The organism is Amycolatopsis sp. DSM 110486, assembly GCF_019468465.1.
Lineage (GTDB): Bacteria > Actinomycetota > Actinomycetes > Mycobacteriales > Pseudonocardiaceae > Amycolatopsis.
Genome location: NZ_CP080519.1, coordinates 3,760,556 through 3,784,337 on the forward strand (window position 1 = coordinate 3,760,556; position 23,782 = coordinate 3,784,337).

The window sequence follows — 23,782 nt, forward strand, 5'->3', positions numbered from 1 at the left end:
GCTCACTCCCGTCCGGTGAGGGTGACGAACGCGTCGTCCAAAGTGGATTTCCCCGTGGTGGCACGGAGTTCGGCCGGGGTGCCGGTCGCGATGATCCGGCCCGCGTCGAACACGGCCACACGGTCGCAGAGGCGTTCCGCCTCGTCCATGAAGTGGGTGACGAGCACGACGGTCACCCCGGCGTCGCGTACGGCGGTCACGACCTTCCACGTCTCGCGGCGCGAATGCGGGTCGAGGCCGGTGGTGAGCTCGTCGAGGATCGCGACCTGCGGGTCGCCCACCAGCGCGAGCGCGATCGACAGCCGCTGCCGCAGGCCGCCGGAGAGCTTGCCGAACGCCGCGTTCCGGTGGTCTTCGAGGCCGAGGCGCCGCAGCAACCCGCCGAGGTCGGCCGGCTTCGGGTAGAAGGCGGCGAACAGTTCCAGCGCCTCGGCCACCCGCAGCTTCTCGGGCAGTCGCGCGTCCTGCAGCTGCACGCCGACGAGCCGGCGCAGCCGCACCGCGTCCTTCGCCGGATCCAGGCCCAGCACGGAGATCGCGCCGGAATCGGGCCGGCGCAGGCCCTGCAGGCACTCGACCGTGGTGGTCTTGCCGGCGCCGTTGGTGCCGAGGATGCCGAAGATCTCGCCGCGCTCGACGGCGAACGAAACGCCGTCGACCGCGACCCGCTTGCCGTAGGTTTTCCGGAGCTCGGTGACTTCGATGAGTGGCATGCGAGAAACGCTAAAAGCGCGCGACGTCCGGCAGAATGACGCTGAAACCCCAGCTCAGGTGGGGTTTCGCTGACGCGGGGGTGGGGCTGGGCCCACCCCCGTACGGGAGCTTCGGCCAGTGCGTTCCAGGGTCCGGCTCGGTCAGACTGCGGGAAAGGGGGTGCGGCGAATGGAATCCGTGCGGCGAGCGGTGGTCCTCGCCGGCCTCGCGCTGCTGAGCTGGGCCGACGCGCTCGTGGAGCTGCTCGCCTTCCTGCTGCTCTGCGTCGGGCTCGTGTTCTTCTTCACCCCGGCGATCGACTGGGCACGCGGGCGCTCGGCGCGCACCCGGGAGCTCGTCGGCCGGTGGTGCGAGATCGAGGTCGCGACGCCGTACCGGCCGGCGCCGGCAGAGCCGGAACGCGAGCGGGACGGCTGGTACCGCGACGGCAACCAGCTCTACAAACGGGCGTGGTGGATCCGCTGGAACCGACGTTTCACGTGGATCATGGAGGACCCGGCCACCGGCCGCGAGCTCCGCTGGCAGCTGCTCAACCCGCCGTTCGCGCTGGTCACGGCCCTGCTTTCGCTCGTCACCGGTGCCCGGGCGCTGCGCTGGTACGGCCGGTGGACACGCTTCTGGCTCGGCCCGCGCCCGCCCGCCGGGCCCGTGCGCAAACGGTGGCTGCACCGGCACCTCGAGTCGTGCGGCCACCAGGTCGGGCTCCTCGCGCTGTCGCTGGTGCACCTGGGGTTCTCGGTGTGGCAGTTCGTGGTGATCATCGGCGCGGCCCCGGTCGCGGCGCCGCTCATCGTCTCGTGCCGGACGATCGCCGATACCCTGCGCCGCGAAGCCGGCAACTGGACGGGGGTGCGCATCACGCGGCCGTACCTGCCGCCGCCCCGGCTGCCGGTGCCGCGGCCGGACGGGCTCTACCAGGTCGGCAAGCAGCTGTACGACGAACCGTGGTGGCCGGTCCAGCGCGCCCGCACGCAGTGGATCCTGCGCGACCGCGCCACCTGGCGTGACCTCGCCGGCGGCGCGCTGATCCCGGTGGTCTCGCTGCTGCTGACCGTGCCCACGGTCGCCTTGCTCGGCTGGGGCCTGACGGGGCTGGTCATCCTCTGGGGCTGGCGGCCGTTCGTGTCCGCACCGGTCCAGTGGTTCCCACTACCCGAAGTCGCGACGCACCTCGGCGCGCTCGCCCAGACGCCGGTCGCGCTCGCGCTGATCGTCGCCGGCCTTGCGCCCACGACCTGGCTGGCTCGTGAGCAGGCGCGGTTCGCCCGGCTGTGGCTCGGGCCGACGGAAGCGATGCGGCTCGCGCAACGCGTGGCGCGACTGGACGAGTCGCGCACCCACGTCACGGTCGCCCAAGCCGCCGAGCTGCGCCGCATCGAACGCGACCTGCACGACGGCATCCAGTCTCGGCTCGTGGCCATGGGCCTGAAACTCGGCGCGATCGAGGCACTCATCGACAGCGACCCCGAATCGGCCAAACGGCTCGCAGCCGAGCTGCGCACGGCGTCGTCGGACGCGCTGACGGAGCTGCGGCTGCTGGTGCGCGGCATCCACCCGCCGGTGCTGTCCGAACGCGGCCTCGTCGACGCCGTGCACGCGGTCGCGCTCGACAGTCCGCTGAAGGTCGAGGTGACGGCCGACGTGCGCCGCCGCGTCGAGCAACCGGTGGAGGCGTGCGTCTACTTCGCCGTGTGCGAGCTTTTGGGCAATGCGGCGAAACATGGTGCGGTGAAACGGGTTTCGATCTCGCTGGTGTACTCCGACGGCGTGCTGCGCGTGGTCGTGACCGACGACGGCAGCGGCGGCGCCGAAGCCGCGCGCGGCTCGGGACTTCGCGGAATCGAGCGCAGGCTGGGGGCTTTCGACGGTACGTTGAACCTCAGCAGCCCACCGGGCGGACCGACCGAGGCGATCCTGGAGGTGCCGTGCCAGACAATCCCGGAACCGGCCCCGGAACCACTGGACCCGGCACCGGCCGGCCCAGAACCGTCATCGCCGAAGACCAGTACCTCCTCCGAGACGGCCTGACCCACCTGCTCACCGCGCACGGCTTCGACGTCGTCGCCGCGGTCGGCTCCGGCCCGGAACTCGCCGCGGCACTGCGGGAACACCGGCCGGACGTGTCCGTTGTGGACGTTCGCATGCCCCCGACGAACACCGACGAAGGCCTGCAGGTGGCGCTCGCGGCCCGCCGGGAGATGCCCGGCTTGCCGATTCTCGTGCTGTCGCAACATGTCGAGCAGCTCTACGCGCGCGAGCTGCTCGCCGACGGCACCGGCGCCGTCGGCTACCTGCTCAAGGACCGCGTGTTCAACGCCGAGCAGTTCGTGGACGCCGTGCGCCGCGTCGCCGCCGGTGGCACGGCCATGGACCCCGAGGTGATCGCGAAACTGGTCGCGGGCAACGTTTCCGACCCGCTCGCGGCCCTGACCCCGCGCGAACGCGAGGTGCTGGAGCTCATGGCCGAAGGCTGTTCCAACGCCGCGATCGCCGCGCGCCTGCACTTCAGCGAGGGCGCCGTCGGCAAGCACACAGCCAACCTCTTCGCGAAGCTCGGCATCGCCGCGTCCGACGACACCAACCGCCGCGTGCTGGCCGTGCTCGCCTACCTCGGTGCCGGCTGATCCCTTGAAACGCTAGTCCCTCGAGACGCGGATCATCTCGTCGCGCTCCACGACCTTGATCCGCTCCCGGCCGTGCGGCTCGCCCAGCGACTTCTCGTGCGCGTCGAGCTTGCCCCAGCCTTCCCAGGTGGTGAACGGAATCCCGCGCCCGGCGAGGAAGTCGAGGATCGCGTCGGGGGAGTCGTGCTTCGGCGACGCGAGCGTGTCGGCGTCGGCCAGCAGGCTCGCGACGGTCTCCGCCGCGTCGCCCTTCGTGTGGCCGATGAGGCCGATCGGGCCGCGCTTGATCCAGCCGGTGACGTAGACGCCGGGCAGCTGGTTGTCGTCGAGGTCCAGCACTCGCCCGGCCTGGTTCGGCACGACGCCCGCGACGTGGTCGAACGGGATCTCCGGCAGGTGCGACGACAGATAACCGACCGCGCGGTACACGGCCTGCACGTGCCAGTCGTGGAACTCGCCCGTTCCGCGCACGCCGCCTTCACCGTCGTACTCGGTCCGCTCGGTGCGCAGGCCGGTCACGCGGCCGTCCTCGCCGAGCACCTCGGCGGGCGAGTGGAAGAAGTGCAGGTGCAGCCGCTTGGGGCGCGTGCCCTCGTCGCGGATCGCCCACTCCTGCAAGGTCTTCACGACCATGTCGATCTGCTTCGACGCCCGCAGCGCCGTGATGCTGGCCTCGTCGAACTCCATGTCCTCGGGGTGCACGATCACCTCGACGTTCGGCGAGTGGTCGAGCTCGCGCAGCTCCAGTGGCGTGAACTTCGCCTGCGCCGGGCCGCGGCGGCCGAACACGTGCACGTCGGTGACCGGGCTGGCCTTCAGCCCTTCGTACACGTTGGCCGGGATGTCGGTGGTGAGCAGCTCGTCGGCCGTCTTCGCGAGGATGCGGGCGACGTCGAGCGCCACGTTGCCGACGCCGAGCACGGCAATGGACTTCGCGGCCAGTGGCCAGGTCCGGGGCACGTCGGGGTGACCGTCGTACCAGCTCACGAAGTCGGCGGCGCCGTGACTGCCGTCGAGGTCGGCGCCCGGGATGTCCAGCGGCCGGTCGGCCATCGCGCCCGTGGAGAAGATCACGGCGTCGTAGAACTCGCGCAGCTCGTCGAGCTTCAGGTCGGTGCCGTAGTCGACGTTGCCGAGCAGACGGATGTTCGGGCGGTCGAGCACCTTGTGCAGGGCGGTGACGATGCCCTTGATCCGCGGGTGGTCGGGCGCGACGCCGTAGCGGATCAACCCGAACGGCGCGGGCATGCGCTCGAACAGGTCGACCTGCACATCGGTGTCGGACTTGTCCAGGATGTCGGCGGCGTAGATACCGGCGGGGCCGGCGCCCACGACCGCTACGCGAAGGGATCGGCTCACGGTACCCACGCTAAGTTAGGGCTACCTAACTTTCACTGTGATCTGGCGTACGGTCCAGCAAATGGGACGCAGTAAGGTGGCCGCATGCGCGTACTCGTCGTCGACAACTACGACAGCTTCGTCTACAACCTGGTGCAGTACCTGGCGCAGCTCGGCGCCGAGTGCACGGTGTGGCGCAACGACGTGGTCGACCTCGAGCGGGTGCCCGAGTTCGACGCCGTGCTCGTCTCGCCCGGCCCGGGCACGCCCGAGCGCGCCGGCCAGAGCATCGAGGTCATCGCGAAGTGTGCCGAGACGCGCACGCCGATGCTGGGCGTCTGCCTCGGCCACCAGGCCCTCGGCGTGCACTTCGGCGCGACGGTGGACCGCGCGCCCGAGCTGCTGCACGGCAAGACGAGCCAGGTCCGCCACGAGGGCAAGGGCGTGCTCGCCGGCCTGCCCGACGGGTTCACCGCCACCCGCTACCACTCGCTGACCGTGCTGCCCGAGACGATCCGCGACGAGATCTTCGAGGTCACCGGCCACACCGAATCAGGTGTGGTCATGGGCATGCGTCACCGCGAGCTGCCGTTGGAGGGCGTGCAGTTCCACCCCGAGTCCGTGCTCACCGAAGGCGGGCACCGGATGCTGGCCACGTGGCTGGCCTCGACCGGCCACCCGGTCGACCCGAAGAAGGTCGACGAGCTGGAACGCGCCACGAAGGCGCTGCAGAAGGCCGCCGCTGCGTGACCATCCCGCTGATCCGGCTCGTGGGGGTCGGTAAGCGGTACGGCGGCGGCGAGCTGGTGCTCGACGGCGTCGACCTGACCGTGCCCGCCGCGTGCGTGGTCGGGATCCTCGGGGCCAACGGCTCCGGGAAGTCCACGCTGCTGCGGATCCTGGCGGGCGTTTCGCGCGCGAGTCTCGGCACGGTCGAGGGCACGCCGTCGATCGGGTACCTGCCCGACCGGTTCCCCGGCGGGCAGCGGCTGAGCGCGAAGTCGTACCTGCGGCACATGGCGCGCATGCGCGGACTTGCCGACTTGTCGACGATCGACCCGCTGCTGGAGCGGCTCGCACTGGTCGGCGGGCCCGACGCGCAGCTGCGCACGCTCTCGAAAGGCAACGCGCAGAAGGTCGGCCTCGCGCAGGCCGTACTGCCGCGGCCCGACCTGCTGATCCTCGATGAACCCTGGTCGGGTCTCGACGTCGGCACCCACGCGGTGCTCGGCGAGCTGGTGGCCGAGACGCGGGCGCGCGGCGCGAGCGTGGTGTTCACCGACCACCGGCCGGCCGTCGTGCGCGAGAACGCCGACGCCGTCTACCGCATCGAAGGCGGCCGGCTCCCGGCTGTCGACGGGGTGACCGAACCCGCCACGCGGATCGTGCTCGCGGGCACCGGCACCGACTGGACCGCCGAACCCGGCGTGCGCCACGCGATCGCCGAGGGTCCGCACGTGGTCCTGACCGTGGACGCGACGAGCGCCGACGCGGTCCTCCTGCGCGCGCTGTCGGGCGGCTGGTCCGTGCGGGAGGTGGCGCCGTGCTCGCCGTGAGCCGCTACTACCTCGCGCTGCTGGGCCATTCGCAGCGCTACCTGCCGGCGTTTCTGGCCTACCTCGCGCTGTCGGTGATCCTCTACTCCGACCCGCATTCGCCGGTGCTGCCGCTCTACGGCGTGAGCAGCGGCGCGCTGGTCGTCCTCGGCTGCTGGCTCACGATCGCGGTGCTCGACATCGAAGATCCGGTGCAGCGGCTCGTCACGCTCAGCCACGCACGCAGCCGCCTGCGCACCATCGGCGGCGCGGTGCTTGCCGTGTTCGGCTGCCTGGTGATGCTGACCGTGATCACGCTCGTGTGGTCGGCGATCAGGACGTGGCAGCTGCACTGGGATGCGTTCGGCGTCGGCCTGCTGGCCCTCCTGGCGAGCGGGCTGCTCGGGATCGCGATCGGCCTGCCGTGCTCGCGCCTGCTCGTCGGGCGCATCGGCTGGACGGTGCTCGCGGCCGTGCTCGTGCTCGGCCTGGTCCTGCTGGGCAAGTGGGTGCCATTGGTCCACCCGCTGATCACGGCGCTGACCAACGGCGCGCCCTACAGCGGCGCGCTCGTCCTCGCCGTGGCCACGTCGGTGGTCGCGCTGGGCGCCAGCGCCGGCGTCGTCGGGTGGCTGGCGGGCCGGCGGGCCTGAGCTCGGAGCGATTGACGCGTGCTCCGAGATAAATCTGCAAATTGCACAAAGCAATTTCTTGTTCGGATCTTCCGGAGATCACCCCGGGCACGCTAATGTCTTGCCTTCACCCACGCGGGTGGCACCGGCCAGCAGCAAAAAACTGCTGCGGAGAGAGCCCGCGGCGTCGGGAAACGCTCCGGCGCCGCGGGTGGGTCTACCGGTCCACCGGCATTCGTCGGCTGCACGACGCGCCCGTGCCGACGGCGGATGCCGGTGCCCGGCCGGAGCGATCGCACTGAGTCAGATGCAAATTGCAGTAAGCAATACAGGAAGGCGGTCTTCCTCCGCGTCAGCGCGTCGGTTACCCTCGCGCCGTCTGTTCACCCGTGAGGGGAGAGTCGTGACGGCTGGGATCGCCGCGATCACCGTGGCCGGCTCGGGTGACGAGCTGCACCAGCTCGCCTCCTGGCTGCGTTCAGAGGACGAGCTCCGCGACCGCGTCCGGCTGGCCGAGAGACCCGTGTCGGACGACGTGGCGGGTGACGCCGTGGTCGTGATGGTGAGCAGCCGCTCCGTGGGCACGCTGTGCCGCTCGCTGTTCGGCTGGCTGCGCAAGGGCCGCGGCGACGAACGCGTGCTGCTCAAGCTGAAGCGGTCCGGCGCCGTGGAAGAGCTGGACGTCGACTGCGGTTCGGGCAGCGACGTCGACGCGGTGCTCGCGAGCGTCCGCGGCTTTCTCGACCAGGACTGACTCGACCAGGACTGAACTTCTTCTCCGACAAAGCAAAGGGCCCGCACGGCGAACCGTGCGGGCCCTTTCGCGTCAGCTGATCACGGCCCCTTGATCGGCGGGAAGCCACCGCCAGGGAGACCGGGGTTGCCAGGGTTGTTGCCCGAGCTTGACGGGCTGCCGCCATCGTCCTGCTCCAGGATCGTGAGCGTGACGTTCTGCGTCGGCGAGATCGTCGTGCCGGCCTTCGGGTCGGTCTTGATGACCGTGTTGGGCTGGCCGACACCGAAGTGCACCGACTGGACCGTGACGTTTCCGGACCAGCCCTTGCCCTGCAGCGTCTGCGTGGCCTGGTCCTCGGTTTGCCCCGTCAGGTCCGGCATCGTGAAGCTCTGCGGGCCCTTGGAGACCGACAGCGTGATCGTCGAACCCGGAGCGACGGACCCGCCGTTCGGCTGCTGGTTGACGACCTGGTTCTTCGGGTCGTTCGAGTCCACGTCGTTGCGGTTCACCTTGAAGCCGAGACCCTCGAGCTGGCTCTTCGCGGCGCTGTAGTCCTTGCCGGTCGTGTCCGGCACCGACTTGAGGTTCACGCTGCCACCCACGACGATGTTCACCGCCGAGCCCTGCGGCGCGCTCGAGTTGGGCGTCGGGTCCTGTCGGATGACCTTGCCGACGTCGTCCTGGTTGTCGACGTTCTCGTTCGTGGTGTTGCCCAGCTTCAGCTTGGCGTCCGTCAGCAGCTGGCCGGCCTGGTCCGCCGTCTTTCCGGTCAGGTCCGGCACCTGGGACGAATTCGGCCGCGCGCCCACGTACAGCTGGATCTGCGTGGTCGTCGCGACGTTCTGGCCCTGGCCCGGGTCGATGCCGACGACCTTGTCGATCGAGTCGTCGCCGCAGGTGATGCTCTTGGGGTTGGTGCTCGGGTCCGCAGCGCCGCAGATCACGCTCTTGTTCGGGGCGAACGACGAGAAGCCCGCCGTTTGCAGCTCCGACTTCGCGACACTCGCCTGGTGGCCCATCACGTCCGGAATCGTCGCGGTGGTCGCCTCGGAACGGAACGCCCCGTTGAGCCACATGATCAGCAGGATCACGCCGGCCACGAGCAGCGCGGCGACGACCGCCAGGATCGTGCGGTTGCGGCGCTTGGCACGCGGGTCCTCGTCCGGCTCCTCGGCGTACTCCTCGTACCGCTGGGGCTGCCGGCGGTCCTGGTTCATCACCTGGGTGCGCTCGTCCTCCGACATCACCATCGGAGCGGACGGGCGCTGGCCCGAGAGCGTGCGCACGAGGTCCGAGCGCATCTCGGCGGCCGACTGGTACCGGTTGGCCGGGCCTTTCGCCAGCGCCTTGAGCACCACGGCGTCGAGCTCCGGCGTCACCGCCGGGTTCACCGACGACGGCGGGTTCGGGTCCTCCCGCACGTGCTGGTACGCCACGGCCACCGGCGAATCACCCGTGAACGGAGGCTCCCCGGTGATGAGCTCGTAGAGCACGCAGCCGGCCGCGTACACGTCGGAACGCGCATCGACGGCTTCACCGCGCGCCTGCTCCGGTGAGAGGTACTGCGCGGTGCCGATCACGGCGGCCGTCTGCGTCATCGCCGACTGGCCGTCGTGCATCGCGCGGGCGATGCCGAAGTCCATCACCTTGACGGCGCCGTTCTTCGTGATCATCACGTTGGCGGGCTTCACGTCGCGGTGCACGATGCCGTGGCGGTGGGAGAAGTCCAGCGCCGCGCAGACGTCGGCCATGACCTCCATGGCCCGCTTCTGCGACATCGGGCCCTCGGTCTTCACGATGTCGCGAAGCGTCCGGCCCTCGACGTACTCCATGACGATGTAAGGCAGGTTCCCGAAATCGGTGTTGGCCTCACCGGTGTCGTAGACCGCCACGATCGCGGGGTGGTTGAGAGCGGCCGCGTTCTGCGCCTCGCGGCGGAAGCGTTCCTGGAACTGGGGATCGCGGGCGAGGTCAGCACGCAGGACCTTGATCGCGACTTCCCGGCCGAGACGCACGTCGAGTCCGTGATGGACCTCGGACATGCCTCCGTAGCCGAGCGTCTCGCCCAGCTCGTACCGATTGGAGAGCAGTCTGGGTGTGCTCATCTCTGTGTGCCGTTCCATTCAGTCCAAGGTGTGGTCATGATGCCTTGCAGGCCCTGCTTCTCGCTCGCACCCGGTTCGGCGGGTCCGCCTGCGGTCGGTCCTTCTGCGCGGCTGGTCGGCTCGATCGGCGCCGGTCTGCCTGTGTCCACGCTTCTCGGTGTCTGTCCGTTGCCGGTGCCCACCACTTTGGCTATGACGAACGCCGCTGCCACGATCACGGCGACCACGATCACCGCGAGCAGCACCCACCAGCCCCACTGGCTCTTCCGCCGCGGCACGGGCGGGTGCCCGGGGTGCACCGAACCCGGCGACAGCGGCGGGAACCCGGGGTTGGAACCAGGACCGATGGGCACGTGGGGGAGCTCGCCGGCCTGCGGCATCCCGGGGGGCGGCGACGGCGGGACCTGGCCCGCCGCGTAGGCGGCGTTGACCAGGCCGAGCGGCGTCGGCAGGGGGTGCCCGGCGCGGACGGCCGCGACGGCGGCGGCGAACTCGCCACCGCTCGCGTAGCGCTGCCGGGGGTCCTTGACCAGCGTGGCCTCGATGACCGCGCGCGCACCCGGGGGCACGTCGGGCGGCAGCGGCGGCGGCAGGTCGCGGATGTGCATCATGGCGACGCTCACCGCGTTCTCCGAGAGGAACGGCCGGTGGCCCGAGAGGCATTCGTAGCCGCACACGGCGAGCGAGTAGACGTCGCTGGCCGGCTCGGCGTCGTGGCCCAGCGCCTGCTCGGGAGCGATGTAGTGGGCCGTGCCCATGACCATGCCCGACCGCGTGACCGGGGCGGCGTGCGCGGCCTTGGCCACACCGAAGTCGGTGATCTTCACCTGGCCGGCCGGCGTCACGAGGATGTTGCCCGGCTTCACGTCGCGGTGCACCAGGCCCTGCTCGTGCGCGGCCTGCAGCGCGGTGCCCGCCTGCTCCAGCAGGTCGAGGGTGTAGTCGGCCGAGAGCCGCCCGTGCTTGGCGAGGATGCCCGCGAGCGGGTCGCCCTCCACGAACTCCATGACCAGGTACGCGATGGGCAGCGCGTCTTCTTCTTTGCCGCCCTCGGTTCCGGCGAACGTCTCGCCGTAGTCGTGCACCGCCGCGATCCCGGCGTGGTTGAGCGACGCCGTCATCCGCGCCTCGGTCCGGAACCGGTGCAGGAACTCGGCGTCGCCGGAGAGCTCGGCCTTCAGCACCTTCACCGCGACGACCCGGTCGAGCCGGGTGTCGCTCGCCTGCCAGACCTCGCCCATCCCGCCGACGGCGATCCGGTTCGTCAGCTTGTAGCGCTCGGCCAGCAGCTGACCCGAGGACAGCATCGGCTACCCACCCCCGAGACGCGCGGCGATGGCGGCGCGGCCGATCTCGGCGGCGACGGAGCCACCGGTCGCGGCGAGCCCGCGGTTGCCACCGTTCTCGACGATGACCGACACGGCGATCTGCGGGTTGTCCGAGGGCGCGAACGCGGTGTACCACGCGTGCGGCGGGGTGTTCTTCGAGTCGGTGCCGTGCTCGGCGGTGCCGGTCTTCGACGCGATCTTCAGCGCCGGGTCCTTGCCCTTGCCCGCGGTGAAGCCCTCCGACGCGATCATCATCTGCGTGAGGATCTGGTCGTTCGAGGGCGAGAGCGCCGGCGTGCCGGTGAGCTGCTCCGGGTCCGTGTCCTCGATCGTCGAGAGGTCCGGCGCCAGGATCGACTGCACGAGTTCCGGCTTCATCGCCATGCCGCCGTTGGCGACGGTCGCGGCGAGCAGGCAGTCCTGCAGCGGCGTGAGCCGAACGTCGCGCTGGCCGATGCCGCTCTGGTAGAGCGCGCCCTGCGAGTCGAGCGCGCCGACGGTGGACGCGGCCACCTTCATCGGCACGGTGAGGTCGGTCTGGCCGATGCCGAAGTTGGCGGCCGTCGCCTTCATCTTGTCGGCGCCGAGCTGGCCCGCGAACGTCGCGAACGGCACGTTGCACGAGTGCGCCAGCGCGTCCTTGAACGTGTTGCCGGGACAGGTCTCACCGGCGTAGTTCTCGAGCGTGGTGTTGGTGCCCGGCAGCTTCACGTTGGGCGCGGTGTTGATCACGGTGTCGGGGCCGATGCCGGCCTCGAGCGCCGCCGACGCGGTGACCAGCTTGAACGTGGACCCCGGCGGGTAGGTCTCCGAGATCGCCCGGTTCAGCATCGGGTTCTTCGGGTCCTTGGAGTAGTTCGTCCAGGCGGTGTTCTGGTCCTTGCCGTGCGACGCCAGCGCGTTCGGGTCGTACGACGGCGTGGACACCATCGCGAGGATCCGGCCCGTCTTCGGCTCCATCGCCACCACGGCGCCGGTGTAGCCGTGCTGGGTCATCAGGTCGTACGCGGCCTTCTGGACCTTCGGGTCGATCGTGAGCTTCACGTTGCCGCCGCGCGGGTCGCGCCCGGTGACCATGTCCGAGAGGCGGCGCACGAACAGCCGCGGGTCGGAGCCGTTGAGCACGTCGTCCTCGGCGCGCTCGAGGCCGCCGGCGCCGTAGTTGATCGAGTAGAACCCGGTCACCGGCGCGTACATCGGGCCGTCGGTGTAGGTGCGCGTGAACTTGAACTTGTCGCTGGAGGCCTTCACGCCGGCCAGCACCACGCCGTCGGGTGTGACGATCTGACCGCGCTGGCGCGAGTACTCGTCGTAGAGCACGCGCTGGTTGCGCGAGTCGGTGCGGTAGTCGTCGGCCTTCACGACCTGGATGTAGGTGTCGTTCGCGAGCAGCAGCACGATCATCACGAGCATCGCCATGCCGACCTTGCGCAGGGGAGTGTTCACGCGGTCCTCCCGTCACCGTTCGGGCTGCCGCCGGCCGGCGGGCGCTGCACCAGCACGGTGTGCGCCTCGGCGATCGGGGCCTGGGGCTGCTGCGGTTTCGCGCGCTTGGCCGGCTTGCGCGCGGCGTCGGAGATGCGCAGCAACAAGGCGACGAGGATGTAGTTCGCGAGCAGCGACGAACCACCCTGGGACAGGAACGGTGCCGTGATACCGGTTTCCGGGATCAGCGCCGTGACGCCGCCGACGACCACGAAGATCTGCATCACCATCGTGAACGCGAGCCCGCCGCCGAGCAGCTTGCCGAACGTGTCGCGCACGGCCAGCGCGCTGCGCATGCCGCGCATCGCGATCAGCAGGTACAGCATCAGCACGGCGGCCAGGCCGATGAAGCCCAGCTCCTCGCCGATCGACGCGGTGATGAAGTCGGTGCCCGCCGCGGGCACGATGTCCGGCCGGCCCGCGCCGAGGCCCGTGCCGCCGACCCCGCCCGTGCCGAGGCCGAACAGGCCCTGCGCGAGCTGGTAGGAGCCGCCGAGCTCGTCGTAGCGCGGGCCCAGCGGGTTGAGCCAGTTCTCCACGCGCTGCTGCACGTGCGTGAAGAGGTTGTAGGCGATGATGCAGCCGCCGACGAAGAACGTAAGCCCGACGACGACCCAGATCACGCGCTCGGTCGCGACGTAGAGCATCACCAGGATGATGCTGAAGTACAGCAGCGACGTGCCGAGGTCCTTCTCGAACACCAGGATGCCGATGCTCGCCGCGGCCGCGATGAGGATCGGGCCCAGGTCGCGGGCGCGCGGCAACTCCACGCCGAGGACCTTCTTGCCCGCCACCATGAACAAGTCGCGTTTGGACACCAGGAACGACGCGAAGAAGATCATCAGCAGGATCTTCGCGAACTCACCGGGCTGGATCGAGAAGAACGGCAGCTTGAGCCAGACCTTCGCGCCGTTGACCTCGGACAGGCTCGACGGCAGCACCGCGGGCAGCGCCAGCGCGGCGATGCCGATCAGACCGAACGTGTAGCCGTAGCGCGTGAGGGTGCGGTGGTCGTTGACCACGACCAGCACGACCACGAACAGCGCCAGCGAGATGACCGTGAACAGCACCTGCTTGGTCACTTCGGGGCTGTACTCGCTGCCCCTCTGCGCGGCTTGCTCCGCCTCGGCCAGGTCGAGCCGGTGGATCATCACCAGCCCGATGCCGTTCAGCAGCGCGACGCACGGCAGCAGCACCGGGTCGGCGTACGGCGCCCACCGGCGCACGGCGAGGTGCGCGGCGGTCAGGACACCGAGGTAGGAGAGGCCGAGCCACAGGATCGAGAGCGTGAGCTCCTGCTCCTGGTTGGCCTCCACGAGCACGAGCGCGAGGGTGACGATGAACGCGGCGAACGCCAGCAGCAACAGCTCGGTGCCCCGGCGCTTGGGCAGCTCCCGGGGCGGATTGGTGGCGAACTGCGCCGACAACGGGTCGGCCAGGGGCTGACCCATCAGTTACCGCCTCCTGTCGGCGCCGTACTCGACGTCGAGCAGTCCCTCCCCGCAGGCTGGTTCGCCGACGAAGACGCACCGCTCGAAGGCGGCGGAACAGCGCTGCTCGACGACGCCGGCGGACCGCCGGGAGCCGTCGGTACGCCGGAAGTGGTGCCGGGGGTGACCGGCGGGCAGTCGGTCAGCTGCTTGCGAAGGCGCAGGAAGTCGTCGATGTACGTGCGGGCGTCGTCGAGGCTGTCGCGCTTCACGCCGTTCTGCACGGCGATGCGCGCGTCCTCCTGCAGGGCCGGCACGCGCAGCTTGTCGGTGCACAGCGTCCCCGGCGGGCACGAGCCCTGCTCGAAGGAGTGCAGCTGGATGCCGAGGATGCTGCCCGGCACCCCGCGGTAGATCACGACCTCCTGGTCGGGACCCTCTCCCACGTAGTACTGGCTGAGCACGAAGTAGCGGGTCGCGATCGCGGCCGCGGCCAGCACGATCAGCACCACGACCGCGCCGACGAGCCAGCGAAACCGCTTGCGGCGCTTGGCCTTCGGGTCCTCCTCGAACGCCTGCGGCTCGGGCCGCGGCTGAGGGGGCGGCTGCGTGAGCGCCCGGGCCCGCGCGGCCGGCGAGTCGCCCTGGTGCTGTTCGTCGCTGCCGTCGCCGGCGGCGCCGCCCACGATCGGGGCGTCGTCACCGAAGTCGACGTCGACCACGTCGGCGATGATCACGGTGACGTTGTCCGTGCCGCCGCCCTTGAGGGCGAGCTCGATCATCCGGTCCGCGCAGTCCTGCGGGTCCGGGATGCGGATGGCCTCGGACATCGTCTCGTCGGAGACCATGCCGGACAGACCGTCGGAACAGATGAGGTACCGGTCACCGGGACGCGCTTCGCGCACGGTGAGGCTCGGCTCGACCTCGTGCCCGGTGAGCGCCTTGAGCAGCAGCGAACGCTGCGGGTGCACCGCGGCCTCCTCGGCCGTGATGCGGCCCTGCTCCAGCAGCTCGTTGACGAAGCTGTCGTCGCGGGTGATCTGCGCGAACTGGCCGCCGCGCAACAGGTACGCGCGGGAGTCGCCGACGTGCGCGAGCCCCAGGCGGTTGCCCGCGAAGAGCACGGCGGTGAGCGTGGTGCCCATGCCGTCGAGATCGGGATCCTGGGAGACGAGCTCGGCGATGGCCGCGTTGCCGTTGGTCACGGCCTCGCGGAGCTGACCGAGCAGGTCGTCGCCCGGCTCGTCGTCGTCGAGCGGGGCGAGTGAGGCGATGACGACCTTGCTGGCCACCTCACCGGCCGCGTGGCCGCCCATACCGTCGGCGAGCGCGAGGAGGCGAGGGCCGGCGTACACAGAGTCCTGGTTGTTCGAACGAACCAGGCCCCGGTCGCTGCGGGCCGCGTAGCGGAGGACGAGAGTCATGGGCGAAGCTCGATCACCGTCTTGCCGATCCGGATGGGGACTCCGAGCGGGACCCGGAGGGGTGCAGTGACCTTAGCCCGGTCGAGGTAAGTCCCGTTCGTCGAGCCCAGATCTTCCACGTACCAGTCCTCCCCGCGCAGGGCGATGCGGGCGTGGCGGGTCGACGCGTAGTCGTCGTCGAGCACCAGCGTCGAGTCGTCGGCGCGGCCGATCAGGATCGGCCGGCCGTCGAGCGCGATGCGGGTACCCGCCAGCGCCCCGTGGGTCACCAGGAGCTGCTGCGGGGCCTTGCTGCCCCGCGGCTTCTTCTCCTTGTTCCGCCGGAACGAGGGCACCTGCACCCGCAGGCCGGACGCGGCGTAGAGATCAGAACGGACGACCCGCAGGGCGGCGAACACGAAGAGCCAGAGCAGCACGAGAAAGCCCACTCTGGTGAGTTGAACGACCAGCTCTGGCACTTGTTGTGTCCGCTCCCGACTCTGCCTGCAAGCCGCGGCGCGCGCGCACCGCGGATCCCCCCGCAAGACAATTCTGCGGGAACCCCGTTACCGGCCTCTGGTCAGCCCTGGGTTCGGAACACCAACGAAGAGTGACCCACCCGGATGACGTCCCCGTCGGCCAGCTGCCACGTCTGCACCGGAGTCCCGTTCACGGTCGTGCCGTTGGTGGACCCGATGTCGGCGAGCGTGGCGCTCTGGCCGTCCCAGGTGATCTCCAGGTGCCGGCGCGACACCCCCGTGTCGGGCAGGCGGAAGTCGGCGTCCTGGCCGCGGCCCACGACGTTCCCGCCCTGCTTCAGCGAGTACGTCCGGTTCGAGCCGTCGTCCAGCTGCAGGCTCGCCGCGAGCGCGCGGCCGGCCGCGGGAGCGGGCTGGCCGTAGCCGGGCTGCTGCTGGGCGTACGGGTCGGCCGGGGCCTGGCCGTAACCGGGCTGCTGCTGGGCGTACGGGTCCGCCGCCGGCGCCTGGCCGTAGCCGCCGCCCTGCTGGGGCTGGCCGTACTGGTCGTAGCCGCCCTGCTGGGGCTGGCCGTAGCCCTGGTCGTAACCGCCCTGCTGGGGCTGGCCGTAGGCGCCACCCTGCTGCGGCTGGCCGTACTGGTCGTAGCCGCCCTGCTGGGGCTGGCCGTAGCCCTGGTCGTAACCACCCTGCTGGTAGCCCTGGTCGTAGCCGGGCTGCTGGCCACCCTGTTCGTAGCCGGGCTGAGCGGCACCGCCGCCCTGCTGGGGCTGGCCGTACTGGTCGTAGCCGGGCTGCTGGCCGTAACCTTGCTGCTCGTAACCGCCCTGCTGGCCATAGCCCTGGTCGTACCCGGGCTGCTGGCCACCCTGCTGTCCGTAGCCGTACTGGCCCTGCTGGCCGTACGGGTCACCCTGGTCGTATTGGCCGTATCCGGGGGGCTGGCTCATTGCTGGGTCTCCTGCGTTGCTGGGTCGTGCCGACCGTGACGAGCCACCGGGTCCACTCGCGTGGGCGTCGGGATCGACGGACGAACGGGTCTTGAACTGTCCAGTATGCAGCGCCTCGTTGCGCTCGAGTGATACGACGACGTCACCATAGGTCTCCCAGCCGTGCTCGGCGAGGTGTTCGCCCACAGCTTGTGCGAGAACCGCAGTGACCCGCTGCTCGTCACCGGCCATCCGATCGTGGTCAGCCTGCCCCAAGGACACGATGTAGTGATTCGGGGCGAGCTGCCGACCTCCTGCCAGCTCACGAACGTTTTCCTCGCCTTCCCGCTCGAGCGCCACCGCCACTTCCTGCGTGACGACGTTGCCACCGAACATGCGCGCGAAGGTGTTCCCCACGAGGTTCTCGAGACGCCTGTCGAAGCGCTCTACCCGACCCACCTGGGGTGACCTCCTCGCACGTGTGCTTCCGCACCGATCCTATCCGGGAGAGGAAGCCTCGACACGACCCCCGCTGAAACCTGTGAAAACCCCCTGCTACGCTTTACTGGCTGTCAGAGAGAAGCAACTCGGGCGAGTGGCGGAATGGCAGACGCGCACGGTTCAGGTCCGTGTGTCCGAAAGGACGTGAGGGTTCAACTCCCTCCTCGCCCACCTTGGTCGAAGCCCCGTAGTGCTGGCGCACTGCGGGGCTTCTCCCGTTTGTCGGTCGTCATTGCTCCCGGGGGGCCGAGCCCCCCCGGACCCCCCACGGTGCGGTTGGTGCTGACCCAGCGTGGTCCAGACCCGTAGCGGTAGCGCTGAGCTGGGGAAATGATGTTTGTCATCTTTCTGGGGTGGGGAACGCATGGTGCGTTGGTGAGGTGTGCGTCTGGGGGTGGCGAGGGGGTGGGCGTCAGGGTGGGGGCATGGGTAGGGAAGCGGTTGTCGAGGTGGATGGGCTGAGGGTCGAGTACGGGTCCTTTGTCGCGGTTCACGGGTTGAGTTTCACGGTGCGGGCCGGTGAGGTCTTCGGGTTGCTGGGGACGAACGGTGCGGGCAAGACGTCGACGATGGATGTGTTGGAGGGGTACCGGAGGCCGAGCGCCGGGAGCGTGCGGGTGTTCGGGGTGGATCCGGCCAGTGAGCGCGAGAAGGTGGCGCCGCGGGTGGGGATCATGTTGCAGGAGGCGGGGTTCTTCGACGATCTGACGGTGGTCGAGTCCATTCGGGCGTGGCGGAGGTTCACGGCGGATGCGATGACGGTGGACGAGGCTGTCGAACTGGTGGATCTGGGGAAGGTCGCGGGTACGCGGGTCGGGAAGTTGTCGGGTGGGGAGCGGCGGCGGCTGGATCTGGCGTTGGCGGTGTTGGGGCGGCCGGAGTTGTTGTTCCTGGATGAGCCCACGACGGGGTTGGATCCGCAGGCGCGGCGGCGGACGTGGCACGTGCTGGAGAACATGGTCGCGGGCGGCATGGCGATCCTGCTGACCACGCACTACATGGAAGAGGCGCAGTACCTCGCGAACCGCGTGGCGATCATGGACCGCGGGCGGATCATGCGGCACGGGTCCGTGGACGAGGTGATCGGCGCGGACCACGGGTCGACGGTCACGTTCGTCAGTGAGGTGGCGGTGCCGGTCGAGCTGGCCGGGGTGTCGGAGGACGGCCGCCACTACGAGCTGAGCAGCACAGATCCACAGGCGGACCTGCACCGGCTGCTCGACTGGGCCGGCCGCGCCGGAGCGCGGATCTCGGACCTCGAGGTCCGGCGCAACTCGCTCGAAGACGTTTTCCTCAAGGTGGCCGACGAGGCCGCCCTCGCCACCACCGCGAAGGAGCGCTGATGACCGCCATCGCCCCCGCGTACGCCGGACCTCGTCGTTCACTCGGCTTCTGGCGCTACACCTGGTCGCAATTCCTGTTGTCGCAGAAGGTGCACTGGCGCGATCTCGGATTCGCGCTCACCGGTGTGCTCATTCCGCTCGGGCTCGGCATCGGATTGCCGGCGAGCCAGCACGGCAAGGGCGCCATCGCCGGCGTCGACGGCGGGGTCTACCTGCTGCCCGGGATGATGGGATTCGTTCTCGTCTGGATCGTCTACAACGTGGTGAACTCGGCGACCAGCCGACGCGGAAAACTGATTTACAAACGCCTTCGCGGCACGCCATTGCCGGACACCGCCATCATGACCGGCGAAGCGATGAGCGGATCGGTCACGAGCATCGCGCAGGTGGTCGTCCTGCTCGTTTTCGGGCTGACGTACCTGGGTGCGCCGGCTCCGGCAAACCCGCTGTTGCTGCTGGTCGGCGTGGTGCTGGGGGCGTTCACGTTCGCGTTGCTGGCGATCGGGGTGTCGGGTCTGCTGCCGACCAGCGAGGTGTCCACGTGGATCGTGACGCCATTCCTGTTCCTCATGATGTTCGCGTCCGGGATCGTTTTCCCGCTGTCCGAAATGCCGCACTTCCTTCAGGTGCCGGTGCAGTACCTGCCGTCGAGTTCGGTCGTGGAAATCCTGCGCACCGCGTATCTCGGCCGCGACTTCGCCTCGAATCCGGCGACGGCACAGTTGCCGCACCAGGTCGGATTCCTGGAGTCGTTCAGGGCGTGCGTTATGCCCCTGGGACTACTGTGTGCCTGGATCGGCGTTTCCCTCGGCCTGGGCAAGCGCTTCTTCAAGTGGGACCCGAAGCGGTCGGGCTGAGCAGGAGGAGACGTGGACCGGTGGAACCCCGGGACACTGGGCCGCGTCGTCGCGCTGCTGATCCTCGGGACCACCGCCGCGTTCACCGTCGAGGCGTTCTTCCTGTGGCTGAGCACCCACCCCCCAGTGCTCGACGTGCTCTTCGCGGTGCTGGCCGGCGCGGGTGTGCTGGCCAGCACCGGACGCATCGTCTGGGCGGTCGTGCGCCGCTCCGCCGCCCGCGGCGAGCACCTGGTGGACGTGGCGATCGCCACGAGCCTGGCGTTCGCGCTGCTGCTGGCCTTCGGGCCGGCGTGGCTGGCGCTGCCTTCCCTGGTCGCCGGTGTCTCCGCGATCAGCCTCACGGGGCTCAAGCGCTGGATCTTCCCGCTGGTCGTGCTCGTCGTCACGGCCGCTCTCGCCCTCTTGATGCAGGTGCCGGCGTACGCGGTGGCCGAGGTGCTGCTGCGGTCGCTGGTGACGATCGTGGTGCTGGCGGGGATGGGGCTGCTCGTGACCTACGCGGCCGAAGTCCACGCCAACCGCGACGAGCTGGCCCGCATGGCGGTGGTCGAGGAGCGGCTGCGGTTCGCCCGTGACCTGCACGACGTGCTCGGCCGTGGCCTGTCGGTGGTGCGATTGAAGGCCGAGCTGGGCGTGCGGCTGATGGACACCGACCACGAAGCCGCCCGCGCGCAGCTGGTGCAGATCGCGGAGCTGGCCGGCGGGTCCGTGACCGAGCTGCGCAAGGTGATCGCCGGCTACCGCCAGCCGAGCCTGGCCGAGGAGCTGCGCGGCACGTCGTCGATCCTCAGCCTCGCCGGTGTCCGCGTGGTCGCCGATCCGGTGCCCGAGGGACTGCCCGGGCCCGTCGCGGAGGCGATCGGCTCGGCCATCCGCGAAGGCGGCACCAACATCCTGCGGCACAGCGCCGCCGAGAACTGCCGCGTCGAGTTCGTGCGGGACCCCTCGTGCGTCCTCCTGCGGATCCGCAACGACCGTCCGCACGCCGGCGGCACCCGGGCCGGCCACGGCCTCACCGGCCTGGCCGAGCGGCTGGCCGCCGTGCGCGGCACGCTGGAGCACGGCGAGGTCGACGGCGATTTCGTGCTCACCGCCCGCGTGCCCCTTGACCTGCCGAGGAAGAGCTCATGACCTTGCGGATCGTGCTGGCCGAGGACCACGCCCTGCTGCGCGAATCGCTGCGCACGGTGTTCAGCCTCGCCGAGGACATCGACGTCGTGGAAGCCGTGGACAACGGCGCCGACGCGCTGGAGGCCATCCGCCGCGAGCGCCCCGACGGCGCCATGGTGGACATCGACATGCCGCGGATGTCCGGGCTCGAGGTGGCCGAGGCCGTGCGCGCCGAGGGGCTGGACTGCGGGCTGCTCGTGGTCACCAGCTACGGCAGACCCGGCTACCTGCACCGCGCGATGCGGGCCGGGGTGCGCGGGTTCGTCACCAAGAACATCTCGCCGGACGACCTGATCACCGCCGTGCGCAAGGTCTGCACGGGCGGCCGGCACGTGGACCCGGAGATCGCCGCGGACGCGCTGGCCGTCGGGGAGACGCCGCTGACCGAGCGGGAGCTGGACGTGCTGCGCCTGTCCGGCGCGGGGCTGCGGCCCGCCGAAATCGGCGCGCGGCTGTCGCTGGCCGAGGGCACAGTGCGTAACTACCTGTCGAGCACGCTGACGAAGCTGCAGGTGGACAACCGCGTGGCCGCGTACCGCGTCGCCGAGGAAGCGGGATGGCTGTGACCGACCTGCTTGAGCTGTACCGGGACCTGCACGCGCACCCCGAGCTGGCCGGCGCGGAGAAGCGGACGGCGGACGTGCTCGCGCGCGAGCTGACCGCGCTGGGGTTCACCGTGCGTAGCGGAATCGGCGGCAACGGTGTGGTCGCGGCGTTCGAAAACGGCGCCGGACCGACGGTCGCGATGCGGACCGAGCTGGACGCGTTGCCGCTCGCCGAACGCACCGGGCTGCCGTACGCGGCCGACGGTTCCGCCATGCACGCCTGCGGGCACGACCTGCACTTGACCGCCGTGGTCGGCGCCGCTCGCGAGCTCGTGGCGACGCGCGCGGAGTGGCGCGGCCGGGTCGTGGTGCTCGGGCAGCCGGCCGAGGAGACGCTCGAAGGCGCGCTGGCGATGGTGGCCGACGGGGTGCACGACGTGTTCGGCGCGCCCGATGCGTTGCTGGCGCAGCACGCGGTGCCCGGCCCGGTCGGTCGGGTGGGCCATTCGCCGGGGCAGATCACCGCGCCGTGTGCCGAGCTGGCGATCACCGTGCACGGCCGGGGTGGCCACGCGGCCGTGCCGCACCTCGCCGTGGACCCCGTCGTGCTGGCCGCGCACCTCGTGGTGCGCCTTCAGTCGGTGGTGGCGCGGGAGACGAATCCGGCCGATCCGGTCGTGGTCACCGTCGGCTCGGTGCACGCGGGCGACGCGGCGAACGTGATCCCGGACCGCGTGGAGCTCGGCGTGAGCGTGCGCGCGGCGAGCGACGGGGCGCTGGCCCGGGCGCTGGCCGCGATCGAGCGCGTGTGCCGGGCGGAGGCCGCCGCGTCCGGCGCGCCGGTGGAGCCCGAGGTCGTGACGGTGCGCTCGGCACCGGCGACCACGAACGACCGGCAGCTCGTGCTGGCCGTGCGCGCAGCGCACCTGTCGGGGCTGGGGGCGGACCGCGTCGGCTGGACGCCGCCCGTGGCCGCGGCCGAGGACTTCGGCCACCTGGCCGCTCTGCCGGACGGCGGGACTGTGCCGCTGTGTTACTGGACGCTCGGCGTCGGCACCCGCGGCACCAACCACTCACCTGACTTCGCTCCGGAGCCGGCGGCGCTCACGGACGGGTGGCGGGCTCTTGTCCTCGCCGCGCGGGCGGTACTCGCTGTAGCCGAGGAGTAGTCGCTCCGGCACCCATAGTTGATCTACCTTAAGGGAACCCTAGGAGAAGCCTAAGATAGCTGTCAGCTAACTACTCCACCTGGGTGACATCGGTGATTTTTACTCCACCTACGGCCGGATTGGGTTTAGCGTCACAGCCGTGCGAATCGCTCAGCGCGAATAGCACAAAACTGGGGAATCAAAAGCCTGGGGGGGCTTGCGTGATGAGAACTGTCATGGTTGCCGCTATCATAGTTGTGTCCATTTTATCTGGTATTTCCGCTGCTGAAGCCAGTGTCCCGGCGCCCCTGAGATGCGTGCCCAGCACGCAGTACGCGTACGTCGGCTTCGAGCTGGCGAAATGGGATTACGTCGGTGTCGACGGCGGGGAATACCGGTACCGGTACAGCTTCAACGGCTGGAATCAGGGCACTGTCACCTGCAAACCCAAGGCGTGAATTCCATTCGCTTTCTACACCTCTGAAGGGAGGTGAAGGGAATGCAGGAAAACACGACCGCCGTGGACGCGGTGGAGGAGCTGCAGGTCGAGGAGCTGGTGGAAACCACCGCGGCCGGCACCGCCTTCTGCATCGGCAGCGCGGGCTGCCCGTCCAGCGCCGGCACGGCGTCCAGCTTCGGCTGAGCAGTCCCACACCACTGATCCACAAACCCGAGGAGATCGAGATGAACGAGTTCGACAACCAGGTCGAGCAGGCGTTCGCCGACGACATCACGGTGGAGGAGCTCGGCGAGGTCGCCGGCGCCGGTACCACCAACACCGGCGGCACCATCAGCTCCACCACCTGCCCGGCGTGCATCGGCACCGCCTTCAGCTGGTCCTGAGAGGAAACGGTCATGGAAACGCAGGAAACGCAGGACTTCACCGAGGAACTGACCGTCGAAGAGCTGTCCGACGCCACCGGCGCCGGCTGGTGCGTCGGGTCGGCCGGCACGTTCGGCTGCCCCTCCAGCGCCGGCAGCTACGGCACCGTCAGCTCGCACTGACGCACTGAACTGAGCAGGGAGGAAAAGAAATGAACGAGGAAATCTTCGAGCCGGCCACGACCGAGCTCACCATCGAGCAGCTTTCCGACGCGCAGGCCGGCAGCTTCTGCCTCGGCAGCGTGGGCACCGCGGGGTGCCCGAGCTCGGCGGGCACGGTCGGCACCGCGAGCTCGAGCTGACAATCCCCCAGGACATCCGCGGCGAAACGAACCTCTGAAGGGAGGTTGTCATGGAGAACGTTACCACGCAGGCCCCACAGGTCGAGGAGCTCGTGATCGAGGAGCTCGCCGAGGCCGGTGCCGGCAACTGCTTCGGAACGGCGGGCAGCATCGGCTGCCCGGTGTGCTTCGGCACCTACGGCTGCGCCACCTGATCCCAGGTGTGTTAGGTCAGCTATTCCACCCACACCGCGTGGTCGCCGTCGAAAAATGATTCATGAATGAGCGGCGACCACGCGGTGCGGGAAAACACG

At 69.9% G+C, this 23,782-nt stretch carries 26 protein-coding genes and 1 tRNA gene; 18 read left to right on the forward strand and 9 right to left on the reverse strand.

From position 1 onward, the window contains the following. Positions 1 to 2: 2 nt before the first annotated feature. Positions 3 to 713: an ABC transporter ATP-binding protein gene (locus K1T34_RS18210; RefSeq protein ID WP_220245439.1), complete on the reverse strand. Its 711-nt coding sequence runs from the start codon at positions 711 to 713 to the stop codon at positions 3 to 5. Between the two features lie 169 nt (positions 714 to 882). Between K1T34_RS18210 and K1T34_RS18215 the strand changes: the two genes are divergently transcribed. Together K1T34_RS18215 and K1T34_RS18220 are read left to right on the forward strand one after the other, a co-directional pair. Next, positions 883 to 2,742, forward strand: coding sequence for a histidine kinase (locus tag K1T34_RS18215; protein WP_255638575.1), 1,860 nt, complete (start codon positions 883 to 885; stop codon positions 2,740 to 2,742). After that, complete coding sequence (locus tag K1T34_RS18220) at positions 2,739 to 3,338, forward strand: response regulator transcription factor (RefSeq protein ID WP_255638772.1); 600 nt, start codon at positions 2,739 to 2,741, stop codon at positions 3,336 to 3,338. Before K1T34_RS18215 ends, K1T34_RS18220 begins: the two co-directional genes overlap by 4 nt. 12 nt (positions 3,339 to 3,350) lie before the next feature. Here the strand turns inward: K1T34_RS18220 and K1T34_RS18225 are convergent, their stop codons facing one another. Next, complete coding sequence (locus tag K1T34_RS18225; protein WP_220247271.1) at positions 3,351 to 4,670, reverse strand: FAD-dependent oxidoreductase; 1,320 nt, start codon at positions 4,668 to 4,670, stop codon at positions 3,351 to 3,353. 111 nt (positions 4,671 to 4,781) lie between these two features. On the opposite strand from K1T34_RS18225, the gene K1T34_RS18230 reads away from it, so the two are divergent. From K1T34_RS18230 to K1T34_RS18245, 4 genes are all read left to right on the forward strand, one after another. Then, positions 4,782 to 5,426 (forward strand): aminodeoxychorismate/anthranilate synthase component II, encoded by a 645-nt coding sequence (locus tag K1T34_RS18230; RefSeq protein ID WP_220245441.1) that lies wholly within the window; start codon positions 4,782 to 4,784, stop codon positions 5,424 to 5,426. Positions 5,427 to 5,434: 8 nt separating this feature from the next. Next, positions 5,435 to 6,232 (forward strand): ABC transporter ATP-binding protein, encoded by a 798-nt coding sequence (locus tag K1T34_RS18235; protein WP_220247272.1) that lies wholly within the window; start codon positions 5,435 to 5,437, stop codon positions 6,230 to 6,232. Next, on the forward strand, positions 6,220 to 6,864 hold the full coding sequence (locus K1T34_RS18240) for a hypothetical protein (RefSeq protein WP_220245442.1): 645 nt from the start codon (positions 6,220 to 6,222) through the stop codon (positions 6,862 to 6,864). The genes K1T34_RS18235 and K1T34_RS18240 overlap by 13 nt, the downstream gene beginning before the upstream one ends. Positions 6,865 to 7,246: 382 nt before the next feature. Beyond that, positions 7,247 to 7,597 carry a hypothetical protein gene (locus K1T34_RS18245; protein WP_220245443.1) on the forward strand — a complete coding sequence of 117 codons (351 nt, stop codon included), beginning with the start codon at positions 7,247 to 7,249 and terminating at the stop codon, positions 7,595 to 7,597. An 80-nt stretch (positions 7,598 to 7,677) separates the two neighbouring features. Here the strand turns inward: K1T34_RS18245 and pknB are convergent, their stop codons facing one another. The 7 genes from pknB to K1T34_RS18280 form a co-directional block, all read right to left on the reverse strand. Next, on the reverse strand, positions 7,678 to 9,684 hold the full coding sequence (gene pknB / locus K1T34_RS18250; protein WP_220245444.1) for a Stk1 family PASTA domain-containing Ser/Thr kinase: 2,007 nt from the start codon (positions 9,682 to 9,684) through the stop codon (positions 7,678 to 7,680). Continuing rightward, positions 9,681 to 10,991, reverse strand: a complete 1,311-nt coding sequence (locus K1T34_RS18255; RefSeq protein WP_220245445.1) for a serine/threonine-protein kinase — start codon at positions 10,989 to 10,991, stop codon at positions 9,681 to 9,683. Before K1T34_RS18255 ends, pknB begins: the two co-directional genes overlap by 4 nt. Positions 10,992 to 10,994: 3 nt before the next feature. Beyond that, positions 10,995 to 12,458 (reverse strand): penicillin-binding protein 2, encoded by a 1,464-nt coding sequence (locus tag K1T34_RS18260; protein ID WP_220245446.1) that lies wholly within the window; start codon positions 12,456 to 12,458, stop codon positions 10,995 to 10,997. After that, positions 12,455 to 13,948 carry an FtsW/RodA/SpoVE family cell cycle protein gene (locus tag K1T34_RS18265; RefSeq protein WP_220245447.1) on the reverse strand — a complete coding sequence of 498 codons (1,494 nt, stop codon included), beginning with the start codon at positions 13,946 to 13,948 and terminating at the stop codon, positions 12,455 to 12,457. The genes K1T34_RS18260 and K1T34_RS18265 overlap by 4 nt, the downstream gene beginning before the upstream one ends. Beyond that, the gene (locus tag K1T34_RS18270) at positions 13,948 to 15,351 is read right to left on the reverse strand and encodes a PP2C family serine/threonine-protein phosphatase (RefSeq protein ID WP_220245448.1); all 1,404 of its coding nucleotides are present in this window, start codon (positions 15,349 to 15,351) and stop codon (positions 13,948 to 13,950) included. Before K1T34_RS18270 ends, K1T34_RS18265 begins: the two co-directional genes overlap by 1 nt. Continuing rightward, positions 15,348 to 15,809, reverse strand: a complete 462-nt coding sequence (locus K1T34_RS18275; RefSeq protein WP_037718919.1) for an FHA domain-containing protein — start codon at positions 15,807 to 15,809, stop codon at positions 15,348 to 15,350. The genes K1T34_RS18270 and K1T34_RS18275 overlap by 4 nt, the downstream gene beginning before the upstream one ends. A gap of 101 nt (positions 15,810 to 15,910) precedes the next feature. Further along, the gene (locus tag K1T34_RS18280) at positions 15,911 to 17,197 is read right to left on the reverse strand and encodes a DUF3662 and FHA domain-containing protein (RefSeq protein WP_220245449.1); all 1,287 of its coding nucleotides are present in this window, start codon (positions 17,195 to 17,197) and stop codon (positions 15,911 to 15,913) included. A gap of 130 nt (positions 17,198 to 17,327) precedes the next feature. On the opposite strand from K1T34_RS18280, the gene K1T34_RS18285 reads away from it, so the two are divergent. From K1T34_RS18285 to K1T34_RS18340, 12 genes are all read left to right on the forward strand, one after another. Further along, positions 17,328 to 17,410, forward strand: a tRNA-Leu gene (locus K1T34_RS18285). Between the two features lie 254 nt (positions 17,411 to 17,664). Next, the gene (locus tag K1T34_RS18290) at positions 17,665 to 18,582 is read left to right on the forward strand and encodes an ABC transporter ATP-binding protein (protein WP_220245450.1); all 918 of its coding nucleotides are present in this window, start codon (positions 17,665 to 17,667) and stop codon (positions 18,580 to 18,582) included. Beyond that, positions 18,582 to 19,439: an ABC transporter permease gene (locus K1T34_RS18295; RefSeq protein WP_220245451.1), complete on the forward strand. Its 858-nt coding sequence runs from the start codon at positions 18,582 to 18,584 to the stop codon at positions 19,437 to 19,439. Before K1T34_RS18290 ends, K1T34_RS18295 begins: the two co-directional genes overlap by 1 nt. Before the next feature lie 12 nt (positions 19,440 to 19,451). Further along, positions 19,452 to 20,573 carry a sensor histidine kinase gene (locus K1T34_RS18300; protein WP_220245452.1) on the forward strand — a complete coding sequence of 374 codons (1,122 nt, stop codon included), beginning with the start codon at positions 19,452 to 19,454 and terminating at the stop codon, positions 20,571 to 20,573. Further along, the gene (locus K1T34_RS18305) at positions 20,570 to 21,178 is read left to right on the forward strand and encodes a response regulator transcription factor (RefSeq protein WP_220245453.1); all 609 of its coding nucleotides are present in this window, start codon (positions 20,570 to 20,572) and stop codon (positions 21,176 to 21,178) included. The genes K1T34_RS18300 and K1T34_RS18305 overlap by 4 nt, the downstream gene beginning before the upstream one ends. Further along, a complete protein-coding gene (locus K1T34_RS18310) occupies positions 21,169 to 22,326 on the forward strand; it encodes an amidohydrolase (protein WP_220245454.1) in 1,158 nt (385 codons plus the stop codon). Before K1T34_RS18305 ends, K1T34_RS18310 begins: the two co-directional genes overlap by 10 nt. Before the next feature lie 296 nt (positions 22,327 to 22,622). Further along, positions 22,623 to 22,763 (forward strand): hypothetical protein, encoded by a 141-nt coding sequence (locus K1T34_RS18315; protein WP_220245455.1) that lies wholly within the window; start codon positions 22,623 to 22,625, stop codon positions 22,761 to 22,763. A gap of 41 nt (positions 22,764 to 22,804) precedes the next feature. Next, positions 22,805 to 22,948: a thiocillin family RiPP gene (locus K1T34_RS18320; RefSeq protein WP_220245456.1), complete on the forward strand. Its 144-nt coding sequence runs from the start codon at positions 22,805 to 22,807 to the stop codon at positions 22,946 to 22,948. A 41-nt stretch (positions 22,949 to 22,989) separates the two neighbouring features. Further along, a complete protein-coding gene (locus K1T34_RS18325) occupies positions 22,990 to 23,148 on the forward strand; it encodes a RiPP peptide (protein ID WP_220245457.1) in 159 nt (52 codons plus the stop codon). Between the two features lie 12 nt (positions 23,149 to 23,160). Further along, entirely contained in the window at positions 23,161 to 23,310 is a 150-nt protein-coding gene (locus tag K1T34_RS18330; protein WP_220245458.1) for a thiocillin family RiPP, read from the forward strand. A gap of 29 nt (positions 23,311 to 23,339) precedes the next feature. Next, the gene (locus K1T34_RS18335; protein WP_220245459.1) at positions 23,340 to 23,489 is read left to right on the forward strand and encodes a thiocillin family RiPP; all 150 of its coding nucleotides are present in this window, start codon (positions 23,340 to 23,342) and stop codon (positions 23,487 to 23,489) included. A gap of 50 nt (positions 23,490 to 23,539) precedes the next feature. Then, entirely contained in the window at positions 23,540 to 23,683 is a 144-nt protein-coding gene (locus K1T34_RS18340) for a hypothetical protein (RefSeq protein WP_220245460.1), read from the forward strand. Positions 23,684 to 23,782 lie beyond the last annotated feature (99 nt).

What these genes read in the sequence shown, in the direction of transcription:
- K1T34_RS18270 (WP_220245448.1), bottom strand. Translation starts at nt 15,351, where the DNA reads ATGACTCTCGTCCTCCGCTACGCGGCCCGCAGCGACCGGGGCCTGGTT.
- K1T34_RS18265 (WP_220245447.1), bottom strand. Translation starts at nt 13,948, where the DNA reads ATGGGTCAGCCCCTGGCCGACCCGTTGTCGGCGCAGTTCGCCACCAAT.
- K1T34_RS18325 (WP_220245457.1), top strand. Translation starts at nt 22,990, where the DNA reads ATGAACGAGTTCGACAACCAGGTCGAGCAGGCGTTCGCCGACGACATC.
- K1T34_RS18210 (WP_220245439.1), bottom strand. Translation starts at nt 713, where the DNA reads ATGCCACTCATCGAAGTCACCGAGCTCCGGAAAACCTACGGCAAGCGG.
- K1T34_RS18340 (WP_220245460.1), top strand. Translation starts at nt 23,540, where the DNA reads ATGGAGAACGTTACCACGCAGGCCCCACAGGTCGAGGAGCTCGTGATC.
- K1T34_RS18255 (WP_220245445.1), bottom strand. Translation starts at nt 10,991, where the DNA reads ATGCTGTCCTCGGGTCAGCTGCTGGCCGAGCGCTACAAGCTGACGAAC.
- K1T34_RS18305 (WP_220245453.1), top strand. Translation starts at nt 20,570, where the DNA reads ATGACCTTGCGGATCGTGCTGGCCGAGGACCACGCCCTGCTGCGCGAA.
- K1T34_RS18320 (WP_220245456.1), top strand. Translation starts at nt 22,805, where the DNA reads ATGCAGGAAAACACGACCGCCGTGGACGCGGTGGAGGAGCTGCAGGTC.
- pknB (WP_220245444.1), bottom strand. Translation starts at nt 9,684, where the DNA reads ATGAGCACACCCAGACTGCTCTCCAATCGGTACGAGCTGGGCGAGACG.
- K1T34_RS18295 (WP_220245451.1), top strand. Translation starts at nt 18,582, where the DNA reads ATGACCGCCATCGCCCCCGCGTACGCCGGACCTCGTCGTTCACTCGGC.
- K1T34_RS18215 (WP_255638575.1), top strand. Translation starts at nt 883, where the DNA reads ATGGAATCCGTGCGGCGAGCGGTGGTCCTCGCCGGCCTCGCGCTGCTG.
- K1T34_RS18330 (WP_220245458.1), top strand. Translation starts at nt 23,161, where the DNA reads ATGGAAACGCAGGAAACGCAGGACTTCACCGAGGAACTGACCGTCGAA.
- K1T34_RS18290 (WP_220245450.1), top strand. Translation starts at nt 17,665, where the DNA reads ATGGGTAGGGAAGCGGTTGTCGAGGTGGATGGGCTGAGGGTCGAGTAC.
- K1T34_RS18335 (WP_220245459.1), top strand. Translation starts at nt 23,340, where the DNA reads ATGAACGAGGAAATCTTCGAGCCGGCCACGACCGAGCTCACCATCGAG.
- K1T34_RS18310 (WP_220245454.1), top strand. Translation starts at nt 21,169, where the DNA reads ATGGCTGTGACCGACCTGCTTGAGCTGTACCGGGACCTGCACGCGCAC.
- K1T34_RS18230 (WP_220245441.1), top strand. Translation starts at nt 4,782, where the DNA reads ATGCGCGTACTCGTCGTCGACAACTACGACAGCTTCGTCTACAACCTG.